At 69.9% G+C, this 10,959-nt stretch carries 13 protein-coding genes; 4 read left to right on the top strand and 9 right to left on the bottom strand.

Annotation, left to right across the window (positions count from 1 at the left end; all coding sequences use genetic code 11):
- Window positions 1–44 precede the first annotated feature (44 nt).
- From OYE22_RS30475 to hpaB, 3 genes are all read right to left on the bottom strand, one after another.
- On the bottom strand, window positions 45–1,292 hold the full coding sequence (locus tag OYE22_RS30475) for an NAD(P)/FAD-dependent oxidoreductase (protein ID WP_277323407.1): 1,248 nt from the start codon (window positions 1,290–1,292) through the stop codon (window positions 45–47).
- A 361-nt stretch (window positions 1,293–1,653) separates the two neighbouring features.
- Window positions 1,654–2,112 (bottom strand): VOC family protein, encoded by a 459-nt coding sequence (locus OYE22_RS30470; protein ID WP_277323406.1) that lies wholly within the window; start codon window positions 2,110–2,112, stop codon window positions 1,654–1,656.
- Between the two features lie 367 nt (window positions 2,113–2,479).
- On the bottom strand, window positions 2,480–3,955 hold the full coding sequence (gene hpaB / locus OYE22_RS30465; RefSeq protein ID WP_277323405.1) for a 4-hydroxyphenylacetate 3-monooxygenase, oxygenase component: 1,476 nt from the start codon (window positions 3,953–3,955) through the stop codon (window positions 2,480–2,482).
- Between the two features lie 134 nt (window positions 3,956–4,089).
- Here hpaB and OYE22_RS30460 point away from each other — a divergent pair, with 134 nt between their 5' ends.
- Window positions 4,090–4,224: a hypothetical protein gene (locus OYE22_RS30460; RefSeq protein WP_277323404.1), complete on the top strand. Its 135-nt coding sequence runs from the start codon at window positions 4,090–4,092 to the stop codon at window positions 4,222–4,224.
- A gap of 42 nt (window positions 4,225–4,266) precedes the next feature.
- Window positions 4,267–4,608 carry a PhzF family phenazine biosynthesis protein gene (locus tag OYE22_RS30455; RefSeq protein WP_348652284.1) on the top strand — a complete coding sequence of 114 codons (342 nt, stop codon included), beginning with the start codon at window positions 4,267–4,269 and terminating at the stop codon, window positions 4,606–4,608.
- Between the two features lie 90 nt (window positions 4,609–4,698).
- Here OYE22_RS30455 and OYE22_RS30450 read toward each other — a convergent pair whose 3' ends face one another.
- From OYE22_RS30450 to OYE22_RS30440, 3 genes are all read right to left on the bottom strand, one after another.
- Window positions 4,699–4,959 (bottom strand): GlsB/YeaQ/YmgE family stress response membrane protein, encoded by a 261-nt coding sequence (locus OYE22_RS30450; RefSeq protein ID WP_277323403.1) that lies wholly within the window; start codon window positions 4,957–4,959, stop codon window positions 4,699–4,701.
- Between the two features lie 363 nt (window positions 4,960–5,322).
- Window positions 5,323–5,658 carry a thioredoxin family protein gene (locus tag OYE22_RS30445; RefSeq protein WP_277323402.1) on the bottom strand — a complete coding sequence of 112 codons (336 nt, stop codon included), beginning with the start codon at window positions 5,656–5,658 and terminating at the stop codon, window positions 5,323–5,325.
- 38 nt (window positions 5,659–5,696) lie between these two features.
- Window positions 5,697–6,884: a PucR family transcriptional regulator gene (locus OYE22_RS30440; protein ID WP_277323401.1), complete on the bottom strand. Its 1,188-nt coding sequence runs from the start codon at window positions 6,882–6,884 to the stop codon at window positions 5,697–5,699.
- 87 nt (window positions 6,885–6,971) lie between these two features.
- Between OYE22_RS30440 and OYE22_RS30435 the strand changes: the two genes are divergently transcribed.
- Window positions 6,972–8,027, top strand: coding sequence for a ferredoxin reductase (locus OYE22_RS30435; RefSeq protein WP_277323400.1), 1,056 nt, complete (start codon window positions 6,972–6,974; stop codon window positions 8,025–8,027).
- 7 nt (window positions 8,028–8,034) lie between these two features.
- Entirely contained in the window at window positions 8,035–9,153 is a 1,119-nt protein-coding gene (locus tag OYE22_RS30430) for an acyl-CoA desaturase (RefSeq protein WP_277323399.1), read from the top strand.
- Window positions 9,154–9,609: 456 nt separating this feature from the next.
- Here the strand turns inward: OYE22_RS30430 and OYE22_RS30425 are convergent, their stop codons facing one another.
- The 3 genes from OYE22_RS30425 to OYE22_RS30415 all read right to left on the bottom strand — a co-directional run bounded on the left by OYE22_RS30425 (window position 9,610) and on the right by OYE22_RS30415 (window position 10,958).
- Window positions 9,610–9,975 (bottom strand): hypothetical protein, encoded by a 366-nt coding sequence (locus OYE22_RS30425; protein ID WP_277323398.1) that lies wholly within the window; start codon window positions 9,973–9,975, stop codon window positions 9,610–9,612.
- Window positions 9,965–10,330, bottom strand: a complete 366-nt coding sequence (locus OYE22_RS30420; protein ID WP_277323397.1) for a hypothetical protein — start codon at window positions 10,328–10,330, stop codon at window positions 9,965–9,967. Before OYE22_RS30420 ends, OYE22_RS30425 begins: the two co-directional genes overlap by 11 nt.
- A 157-nt stretch (window positions 10,331–10,487) precedes the next feature.
- On the bottom strand, window positions 10,488–10,958 hold the full coding sequence (locus OYE22_RS30415) for an NUDIX domain-containing protein (RefSeq protein ID WP_277323396.1): 471 nt from the start codon (window positions 10,956–10,958) through the stop codon (window positions 10,488–10,490).
- Between the last annotated feature and the right edge of the window lies 1 nt (window position 10,959).

The raw sequence follows: 10,959 nt of genomic DNA, 5'->3' as shown, positions 1-10,959 counted from the left end.
GGCGGCGTCCGCCGCGCCGCGGGCCACGGCCCGCCCGTGACACGTCATCTCCGCCTCCCGAGGTCGGCGGACACCTCCCGCGCGGCGCGCGCCCCCGAGGCCAGGGCACCCTGTACCGAGCCGGTCGCCCGGTAGTCGCCGCACACGTACCTGCCCGGGCCGAGGCGAGTGGTGCGGCTCAGCGGCCAGGGCGGCAGCATCGCCGGCAGGGCACCCTCGACGGTGTAGGTGGCGACCCGCCTCCAGCCGCCCGTGTCGGTGTCGTACAGCTCGGCCAGCCGCCGGAGCACCGCCTCCGCTCTGCCCGGGCGGTCCGTTCCCAGCACGGAGGTGGAGACCAGTGCGGTGCCGGGGGGCGCGTAGCCGGGAGCGACCGCGCTGAGGACGCAGGTGTTCAGGATCGCTCCGGAGCTGTCCACCATCAGGGTTCGCCCGGCCGCCCGAAGGGCGTCGGTGGCGTGGTAGTAGGTGGTGACGGTACGGGTGTCCGGCGCGGTCAGGGTGGGCACCAGGCGGGCGGCTGTCGCCGGGTCCGTCGCCACCACGACGGCCCTCGCCGGCACCTCGCTTCCGTCGCCCAGCAGCACGCCGGCGTCGGTGAGCCGCACGACGGGTGTGTCGAGGCGCAGGACGCCGTCAGGCAGGCCGTCGGCGAGTTGGTCGGGTACGGCGCCGATGCCGCCCGCCGGCAGACACAGGGTCCCGCGGGCCATGCTCCGCCAGACCAGGTGGAAGAAGCGTGCGGAGGTCTCCAGCCGGTCCTCCAGGAACACACCCGCCAGGAACGGCCGCAGGACGTCGGCGACCACGGCGTCCGACAGCCCTGCCCGCGAGAGGGCCGTCGAGGTGGGCCGGTCCCGGCCCCGCCTGATGGCCGACGCGGGCAGGACCGTGTCCCGCGCGCTGAGGACGGCGAGCGCGGCCAGATCGCGCGCGGAGAGGAACCGTCCAGGCAGCAGAGCACCCGCCGCGCGGGGCTCCCTGGTCGGATCGGCGAGGCGAACCGGCCCCTTGGGCGTGTGGGCGACAACTCCCGCGGCGAAGGGACGCAGTCGCAGGCTCCGGAGGTTCACCCGCTGCTTCACCTGCGGGTACGAGGTGTTGAACACCTGAAAGCCGCGATCGAGCAGGAACCCCTCCCGCCGGTCCGTCCGCATCCGGCCCCCCACGCCGTCGGACGCCTCCAACAGGGCCACCCGCCATCCGGCGCGGCGGGCGTCCAGCGCACACGCCAGGCCGGCCAGGCCCGCCCCGACGACGACCACGTCCGCCACCCGGCGATCCTCGGTCATGCTCCTCCTCAGTCAACGCCGCACGCGCGGCACGCACCCGGAAGGCCGGGCCGGCCACTCGGCCACGCGTTGGCCAGTACCCTGATCAGGCCGATGCAGGCCCGTCACGGCAGGTGGGCGGGATCGTCGCCGAGCGATACGACCACGGCAGCCAGGCCAGCGGACCACGTTCGCGGGCCGACACTCAGGCGCCACGACCAAGCACGGTCGTACGACAACACCTCACGAGGACAACGGCAGCTCCACGTGGTGGCCTTTCAGCACGCCACGCCCTCGGCCGGGGCGGCCCGGCCCTCCTCGACCGACGTCACGGTCAACGCTCGCCCCGCAACCGCGTCCGCGCTCCACCCTGGCTAACCGTTCAGCGGCCCCTCCTCGGCTGGGCCCGCGGGGCGTCGGTCGGATGCGGTTCGGGTGGTAGGAGCAGGCAGAAGGGGTGCCCCTCCGGGTCCAGCAGCGTGGCCCACGGCGGATGCCCTGGCCAGTCGGGTGAGGCACCGGGCTGGTGCCCAGGCACGGTGGCCCCGAGCGCGACGGCCCCGGCCGTCGCCGCCTCCACATCCCTGACGAAGAAGTCCAGGTGGGCACGCTTGGGTTGGGCCGGACTGTCCGGCCAGGGCGCGGCCTCGTGCCCGGCGACGCGCGCGAAGCACAGCGTGGCGCGCCCGTCGCTGATCGACGTGTACTCATCGGTGCGCAGGAGCGTCGACCAGCCGAGCAGCCGGGCGTAGAAGTCGGCGAGGCCGGGCGGGTCGGCACAGTCCAGCGTGACGGCCGCGAGAACGAACGGCGCGGGCTCGGCGCGGGGTTCGTCGGGCAAGCGGTGTTCATCGGGCACGGCGACTCCCTGGGGGCCTGGGCGTACGGGACGACCGGCGCAGCACGGAAAGGCGCGGCAGAGGCGACTTGCAGCTTTCCATTCCCGGACCGCGCGTCAAACCCCACTCATCCCCGAGCGCCCGGGGGCCCGAGCGAGTACCCCCGGTGGACGGCGACACCGGTCACCGCGCCATTCGCGGGCCGCCGGGTGGAGCCGCCCCCGCTCTACCCGACTAGGTGCGCCCGCCGCGCGCGGAAGCCCGGTTCCTCGATCCGCTCAGCGGCCCCCGCTGAGCGGAGGAAGCCGCATTCCGAGGCGCCGACGGTCGCCACTGACGCGGGAGGGGTGGAGTCGATCATGCCGACTCTCACCCGTGCCCGGTCTCCGTAGCCGCGTAGCCGTCGAGGAAGGAGCGCACGCGGTCCTTGTACGGCTCCCGGTCGTAGGAGGCGACGTACGCGGCGGCCATGCGGACCGGGTCGCCGAAGAAGTAGTACTCGTAGAGGGCCTGTCGGCCGGAGAAGGCAGAGAGGCAGGTGTCCCACACCAGGCGGAACAGCTTCACGCGTTCGGCCCCTGTCAGCGTCGCCGCTTGCAGGTAGGCGTCGATGTCCGCGGCGGCCGGTCCCGTGACGTCGAGGGTGGTGGGGGTGGCCATCAGCCCGGATGCGCCGAGCTTGCGCAGGATCTGCGGGAACCGCTGGTAGAGCTTGGGGTAGAGATTGCGGGCGGCGTTCAGCGGAGCCCAGGCGGGTGTGAGCACCCCGAACTCATTGACGGCGGCGTCGGCCTCGGCCGCGCGCAAGAACGCCCGCAGCGTCTCCAGAGCGATGGCCACCTCGGCCACGTCCTCCTGGACGTGCTGGTACCCCTCGATGCCGATCGCCTCGGTCAGCAGCGAGACCAGGCCCAGGACGTACTCGGTCTTCGCCACCGTGCGGGCGACGACCTGGTGCGACATGTGCACCACAGCCGATGTCCGGGTGAAGAGTTCGTTGCACCGCTCGACGTCCCCCAGCAGGAAGCACCGCTCGTAGGGCACGTGCACGTCATCGAAGACGACGACGCAGTCCGGCTCGTCGAAGCGCGAGGCCAGCGGATGATCGTGGCGCGGCAGCCCCAGGTCGAGCGGCTCGCGGGCGACGCAGCGTAACCCCTTGGTGTCCATCGGGACCGTGAAGGCGTAGGAGTACGGCCTGTCCTGCGGGGTGCCGCGCAGTACGGTCGAGGGCAGGACGAGGAGGTCGTCCGCGAAGGGCGCGATGGTGGCCAGCATCCGGGCGCCCCGAATCACCACGCCGTTGTCGTCCTCCCGCACGATGCGCGCGGCGACGCTCCCACCGGCCTGCCTGGGACCTGGCTGGGCCCGGTTGACCTGCGGCGGGATGAGCGTGTGGCTCAGTAGCAGGTCCTGCTCGCGGGCCTGTGCGTAGTAGCGGCGGACGTTCTCACCGAAGGCCGGGTCCGCTTCGGCGAACCAGTCCGCCGCGGCGCCCATGGCCATCAGCGCGCTGTTGAGGTAGTCACCGGTGCGTCCGAGCATGCCGTTGCTGTGCTCGGCCCGGATGGCGAACGCCTCGCGGCGCTTACGGAGTTCGGCGGGGGTGGTGGGGGTGAGGAACGAGGTCGCGACGCGTTCGCCGGAGGTGGGAGAGGTGTAGGTGAGCACGTCCTTGTGCGCGTCGGAATGCTGTAGGTCGTACAACTCCGCATAGCTACGGACGACGTTGCGGAACGCGGGATGGTCCCCCACCCCTCCGGTCAGGGTCTCGCCCCGCACGTGCACGGTAGGGCGCGAGCGGGCGAGCCGATCGAGGAAGTCCTTGCCGGTACGTGCTGCCACGCGGGCTCCTTGACGTAGTCCGACACGACCGGACTCCGGTACGCGTCGGCGCCGGGCCCGCTCGCGGTTCCCGCACCACTCTGCCGTACCCGGGAGGCCCCGAACATCCGGAAAACCGGCCTGATCCGCGCCGGGTGATCCAGCGCCCCTCGCCCGACATCGACCAGGGCCTCGTCACGCTGCGACACCCGGCAGCGAACGAGCGCGCCGCGACCGTCGCCCCGCTCGGGCTCACGCCGACGATCCGCATCCGACCGACGCACCGCTGATCGCCACACCCGGCACACCACGCATGCTGGTACCGGTCGACGCTGCTCCGGATCCCCCCACACCTCGGCAGGCTGGCAGCGGCATGCCAGCGGTACGGGCTCCTCGGCTGTTTCGTGTACGTGCCTCCGGTGGGCGGCCAGCCGGGTGCGGCGCGGATGTTCGCGCCGGCGATCGGCGTCGACGAGGAAGTCGCCAACGCCGACAGCACCGGTTGTCTGGCCGCCCACCTGCTCGACACGGCAGGGGCGCGGACGGTAGCGATCGAGGTGAAGCGGGGCGACACCCTCGGTCGACCGGCCAGCGTGCTCGCTTCGGCCCGACGCAAACCAGTGGGTGTCACCGCGCGGGTCGGCGGGTCGGCGATGGTCCGCGACGGGCGCTGAGGTGGCGGCTACACCGCCCTCCTCCGCGATCCGCATGCGCGCCTCGCCGGTACCGGCCGCGCTTTCACAGTGGCCGACCGCCGCCTCGGTTCAGGTCCGCCGTCGCATCCACACGGGGGTGAGGGCGGCGATCAGGACAGCCGCGATGCCGATCTGGAAGAAGTGGCGGATCCAGTCGATGCCACCGGTGTCGCGCACTCCGAAAGCGGAGGCGAGTCCGTTGCCGGCGAGACCGCCGACGATGCCCAGAATCAGCGTGAGCCACAGGGGAATGGGCTGGCGGCCGGGGATGACGAGCTTCGCTAGCAGACCGATGATGAGCCCCGCGATGATGGCCCAGAGAAACGACACAGTAATTCCTTTCGCGCAGTTCATCCTGATATAAGGCTGTCCCCCTGCACGTGCCCGCGCGCAGGCTTCGTAAGCCTCCGCTTCCGCTTCCCGCGCGCGGGGCCGGGACACTGCGAGTCACACACCTGCCCAACCCGCTCGCCCATGCCGCTTTCCCTCCCCCACCGCCTCCGGCAGCACCCGCCTCGCGCGGTGGCGCGCTGACATACCGTGGCGTGGTGATCGTCACGTCGCGCAGCGCCAGCAGCGCTCGATCGCTATACGACCTGCGAGGGTGCCCCGGCACCAGGGTGTCCCAGGCGACGCGACTCCCCTGGACGGGACCGTGACGGGCGTCGCGGCCACGTGTCGCGGCGGCCCCGCTCAGAGGTGACTGTCCAGGAGTCCCCGTACCTCGGCGTGGGTCATGGGGCCCGTGCCCTGCGCCACCGTCTCCCCGTCCTTCAGCAGGACGTAGGACGGGGCTCCGGTGCCGTATCGCTCGGTCGCGGCCGGACACCGCGTGATGTCGGCGCGGACGACCGTCAGGCGGCCCGAGTAGTCGTCGGCGACGCCGCCCACGACGAGGTCCATCGCCCGGCAGGGCTCGATCGCCTTGGGCCACGTCCCGGTGAAGTACGCGAGGACCGGAACTCCGCTCATCCCGAGGATGAAGTCGAACTCGGCGTCCTCTCGGGGGCGGTGCACCCGCTTCGCCATGGAAGCTCCTGACCTCACGTTCCGTTGTTCCCTCCCCATCATCCCTCGCGCGGTGTGCCAGGCCGGCCCGACCAGTCCTCCGGTTGGCAGCCGACCCGGAGACCGACCGCCAGCGTCAGTTCGAGGACCCGCTGCGGTGATGCGAGATCCGGGAACAGCTCCCGTAGCTGCGACATCCGGTACCGGACCGTCTGGGGGTGGACGAACAACGCCGCCGCCACCTCGTCCCGTCTGCCCTGGTGCAGCAGCCACGCCCGCAACGTCTCCTCCAGCCGCCGTGCGGTCGCGACGGGCAGGGTCCCCAACGGCGCGAGGGCCCGGGCACGCAGGTCCGCGAACGCGTCCGCGTCAGCGCTCAGCACCAGCTCGGGCAGGTGGTCCTCGGTGTCGCGAATACCGGCGGAGAGGGAGCGCGCGTGTACGGCTCGTGCGTACGAGGCGGACGCGCGAGTCCACGGCCGGGCCGGGCCGACCACGGCGGTGCGGTCGGTGAGCTGGCGCAGGAGACGTGATCGGTCGGCGTCGGGGACGAGCAGCACACCGGTGGCGTCCGGCAGGTCGTCGAGGACCAGGGTGCTCGGGTCGAGCGCGCGGTAGGCGGGCCGGGCCTGGGCAGCGGGCAGCAGGACCGCGGTCAGCGAGACCGGGGGCTGCCACCCGGCCCGTTGGGCGGAAGCCAGCAGCGCGTCCGGGCTCGCGCCGGCGAGGAGGTCGCGGGCCAGGTGTTCCAGGTGGCGCTCGTGAGCCCGGCCCTGGGCGGCCAGTTCGTCGGCGTGGCCAGCGGCGCTCGCGGCGGAGAGTTCGTCGATGTAGGCGAAGGTCAGCTCGGCGAACTTGGCGACCTCGGCGGCGGGCAGGCCCGCGGGTACGGCACCCGCCGCCAGACATCGCCAGGCCACGCGGGCGCCGACGCGGTAGGCGCTGAGCAGGGCGTCCATCGAACGGCCGTCGCGCACCTCGCCGCGGCCCAGCTCGTAGGCGGCGTCACCGGCGTCGCCACCCGTGACGTCCCCGCTGGCGAGGTCCAGGTAGTGTCCCAGGGCGGTGCGCACGGCCCTGCGGATAGTGCTGCCCATGTGGCCCGAAAGGGCGTTGGCGTAGGAAGGGACCTCGTCGATGATCGCCTGGACGATCTCGTCGGCGGTCGTCGTCACCGCGGCCCGAAGCGCGGTGACCGTCGTCTCGTCCAGGGCCAGTTCGCTGGCCCTCCGGATTGCGTGACTCATTCTTTTGTTTCCTGCGAACAATTCGGCCGGCCAGATTTACGTCCTACGGTCAGGACTTTACGCCCTGAGGCACAGCAAGCTGGAGTCATGACGAGTGCAGCCCTCCGCAGCAGGGCGTGGAAACTGTTGGAGATGGTCACGACGCCGTTGGCGCCGTCGGACTACCTCGACCTGGTCAGCCCGCTGCGCGCGGGCGCTGACCTGCGTGGGCGCATCGATGCCGTGCGCCCCGAGACGCGTGACGCCGCGACCATCGTGATCAGGCCGGGACGGGGCTGGCGCCGCCACGTAGCCGGCCAGTACATGCGGATCGGCGTCGATGTCGACGGGGTGCGCCTGTGGCGTGCCTACTCCATCACCTCGCCGACGAACCGCCGGGACGGCCGCGTCACGATCACCGTGAAGGCGATCCCGGACGGCAAGGTCAGCAACCACCTGGTCCGTAGGGCCAAGCCGGGCACGCTGATCCAGCTCGACCAGCCGACCGGTGACTTCGTACTGCCGCGGGCCAAGCCCGCCAAGGTGCTCTACCTGACGGCCGGCAGCGGCATCACGCCCGTGATGGGCATGCTGCGCGACAACCGGTTCGACGACGTCGTCATGGTCCACTGCGCGCCACGGCCGCGCGACGTGATCTTCCGCGACGAACTGCACCACCTGGTCGCGGACACGAAGCTGCGGCTCACCGAGGTGCACACCGACACGGACGGCATGCTCGACATCGCCCGTCTCGACGAACTCGTCCCCGACTGGACTGAGCGCGAGACCTGGGCCTGCGGGCCCGCCGGCCTGCTCGACGCCGTCGAGGAGCGCTGGGCCGCGCACGGCGTCCGAGAGCGTCTGCACACCGAACGCTTCCGCCCCAGCGTCGTCGTCGCCGGCGACGGCGGCGAGGTGACGTTCAGCACCACCGGCAAGACCGTCAACGCCGGCGGCGCCACCCCGTTGCTGGACGTCGGCGAGGAGGCCGGCGTGCTCATGCCCTCCGGGTGCCGGATGGGCATCTGCTTCGGCTGCGTCACGCCACTCAGGGCGGGCGCCGTCCGCGACCTGCGTACCGGCGAGATCACCGAGGCCGAGCCGGGCGTCCTCATCCAGACCTGCGTGTCCGCCGCGGCGGGCTCCTGCGACATCGAACGGTAGGAAAACCTTGACCGCTATCGACCCCACCGCCCACCTCACCGCGGAGCAGATCGAGGAGCTTGGGCGCGAGCTGGACGCGATCCGCGACGAGGTGATCGCCAGCCGTGGTGAGAAGGACGCCGCCTACATCCGTAAGGTCATCTCGGCGCAGCGCAAGCTTGAGCTGGCCAGCAGGGGTGTGCTGCTGTTCTCGCGCTTCCGGCCCGCGTGGCTGATCGGCACCGCCGGTCTGTCCGTGGCGAAGATCATGGACAACATGGAGATCGGCCACAACGTCCTGCACGGCCAGTGGGACTGGATGCGCGACCCGAAGATCCACTCCACCACCTGGGACTGGGACCACGTCTCGCCCGCCGATCAGTGGAAGCACTCGCACAACGAGCTGCACCACACGTACACCAACGTGATCGGCAAGGACAACGACCTCGGTTACGGCATCATGCGCGTCGACGAGGACCAGAAGTGGCATCCGGTGTACCTCGGCCAGCCGCTGTGGAACTTCGTCAACGCCTGCTTCTTCGAGTACGGCATCGCGGCGTACGACCTGGAACTCGGCAAGAACCTGAGCAAGCACCGCCGCAAGAGCCCGGAGTTCCGCGCGCGGGCCAGGGCCGTGGGCCGCAAGATCCGCAAGCAGGTGCTCAAGGACTACGTGATCCACCCGGCACTCTCGGGCCGCTCGTTCCTCCCCACGCTCGCCGCCACGTTCACGGCGAACCTGGTCCGCAACATCTGGTCCCACTCGGTGATCATGTGCGGACACTTCCCCGAGGGCGTGCAGGTCTTCGAGCGCCGATCGATCAAGAACGAGACGCGCGGCCAGTGGTACCTGCGCCAGATGATGGGCTCGGCGAACATCAGCGGCAGCAAGGCCATGCACTTCATGACCGGCAACCTGTCGCACCAGATCGAGCACCACCTGTTCCCGGACCTCCCGAGCAACCGATACGCCGAGGTCGCGGTCAAGGTACGCGCCCTGTTCGAGAAGTACGAGCTGGAGTACGTCACCGGGCCACTGCCCAAGCAGGTCTTCTCCGCGTGGCACAAGGTCTTCCGGCTCTCGCTGCCAAACAAGAAGCCCACGCTCAGGACGCCGGTCCGCGAACGGGAGATCCTCGCGGCCTGATCAGCGGCACGGGCGCGGGCCGCGCGGCCTGATCAGCGGTACGAGCGCGGGCCGCGCGGCCGTACGGGCGGCAGCGCGGGGCCCGGGGACATCCGAGCGCGACGGTTCTCGTGGCTACCCACGCCGGCGGGCGCAGGCCAGCAGCCACGCGGCTTCGACCCGGAAGTCAGAAAGCGCCAGCCGAACGCGTCCGACCCTCTCCGGCTGGGTTAACCCCTCAGCCTGCACGACGAAGGCCTGAACCTCGGCGGACCGTCGCCGTTCCCCACCGCCCTCGTTCGCTGACGCTGGCGTCCATTACTGCCGTCACCTCGCGCAGAAGCCCCGCCAGGGCACCCGGCGGGGCTTCTGTTGTGCTGGCGTAATGGGGCGGCCAACTCGACGACCCTGTCGTCGAAACGACAGGACCAGAGTCGAGAAATCCCCATTTTAACGAATTTGCGTCACGCGCACCCGTCAACACCCCAGGTGCAACATTGGGTCCGCTAGGTGGAATATGGGTGACACAACGACCCTGAGTTCACACTTGAATCCAGGAACGTCCACTTCCACAACAATCCCGCGCTCCCCCTCGCGCGAGTACAGGAGAATCCGATCCACTTGTTCGCGGTAAATTTCGATATCGCACTTTCCCATCGACTCTCTGGTCAAGCGTACAGACCTTGCTCCGATATCAAAGCTCAGTGCCACAAGGTCGCCAGCACCGCCCACCGGAGTCTCGACCCGCCACACATCAGGGTCATATTCCGTAGGCTCGGGAGCCGAACCAAGGACTTCGATGAAGTCCAAATCCTCTGGAATCTCCATGATGTCACTTGCCATAGCCCCTCCCCCCGATGGGGATCATCGTAGTGAGCCGTACTCCCTTGTCGGTCACTTCGAAGTTGGCGCGAATCATGAGGGCACCACGCGGCCCATGCAAGAGTGACTCCGTTCGCATGTTCGTGAGTCCAGACTTCGCATTCACGTAAGTCTCCACAACCCCGCTCCTCGCCGCCTCATCGAAGTGCCCGGTCAAAACTTCGCGCCCCTCAGCGTTGTCGCGGATTCCGATCGATTCCAGCTGATAGGCGTTCTGAGCTGACCTTTCCGCGTTGTGCGGATTGGAGTTAACGCGCCGGAAGAAGTAATCCCACTTGCCGTCATCGATGGTTACGCCGCAGTTGCTGTTGTGCACCAGGACCGGCGTCTCGCCCGCCAGCACATAGTACGTGTGCTACGCGAAGCCTTCGACCTGCTTTTTCGCAGGTCAAGTGCGGTTTGCTGGTCCGGTGAGGTGCGTGGGTGTCCGTGGTTGTGCGGGGTTGTTGCCGTCGCTACTGCCGTCAGACGGTTCAGCCCAGGTACGGCTTCTCGCGCTGTTCCAGGAAGTGCTGGAGCCTGAGTCGTTGGGTGTGGTGCATCGGCAAGTGTTCGATCTCTTCCGGCGGCACGAACCGGAGTTCGGTGGACTCGTCGGAGATTGCCAGTTGGCCGCCGGTGATGCGGGCGGTGAAGCAGACGTTGAACTGTCGGCGGACCTCGCCGTCGGTGTAGGCGATGATGTGTTTCGGGTCGGTGTAGGTGCCGACCAGGCCAGTGATCTCGACGTCGAGGCCGGTCTCTTCCTTGACTTCGCGGACGGCCGTGCCTGGCAGGGAGTCGGTGAGGTCCATTCCGCCTCCGGGCAAGGCCCATAGGCCGTTGTCGCGGCGGCGTTGGAGGAGGATGCGCCCGTGGTCGTCGGTGACGACGGCGGAGGCGGCGACGACCATGCGGTTCGGCTTGGGGGCGTTGGGGTCGTCGTAGTACTCGGTGCGGGCCACG

The sequence above is a fragment of the Streptomyces sp. 71268 genome (genome assembly GCF_029392895.1).
Lineage (GTDB): Bacteria > Actinomycetota > Actinomycetes > Streptomycetales > Streptomycetaceae > Streptomyces.
Note: the sequence above shows the minus strand (reverse complement) of the source record. Positions and strands in the feature narration are given on the sequence as shown.